Below are 520 nucleotides of genomic sequence, written 5' to 3' on the forward strand. Positions count from 1 at the left end.
CGATGAATTAATGAGAAGGGTTACAAGCTTAATTAATATATTGGGGATACTGGTTTTGATGCTTGTTGGATGTGCCGATGAGGTCAAAAGTGATGAAAGTATAGCCGAACATTACATCGAACAAAACGGTTATCAAGTTACTTCTCGAAAAGGCGAAATTAATCAATATATTTTGGATAAAAGCAAACTTTACGGAAGTCCTGAATCAACACCGTACCTACAAAGTTGGGATGTTCAAGCTGTAGACCCCGAAAAGTATTTTGGAAAAGTAATTTCAGTGTATCTATTCACAGTAAAAAATCATCCGCTAGAAGAAAAATATAAACGAGAAACTGATGTTTCTGTCATGATTTGCGAAGGCAAAGTAATAGGAGGAACTTCATTCCCCGTTCAAGAAAAAGAGCTTTTATTGGGAGCACCATACTCACTTGACGGAAAAACATTAGAGGAAGTAACTCGAAAGAGTTATCAAGAATGGTTAGAAAACTGGAAGATAAAATATAGTAATTTACTGACTAAC

The 520-nt window shown here is 35.4% G+C and carries 1 protein-coding gene; it reads left to right on the forward strand.

The window, feature by feature from the left end:
- A partial coding sequence (locus ACAN54_RS29905) for a DUF4830 domain-containing protein (RefSeq protein WP_379164491.1) occupies window positions 1–520 on the forward strand: 520 nt, incomplete at both ends.

The organism is Paenibacillus diazotrophicus, assembly GCF_042610465.1.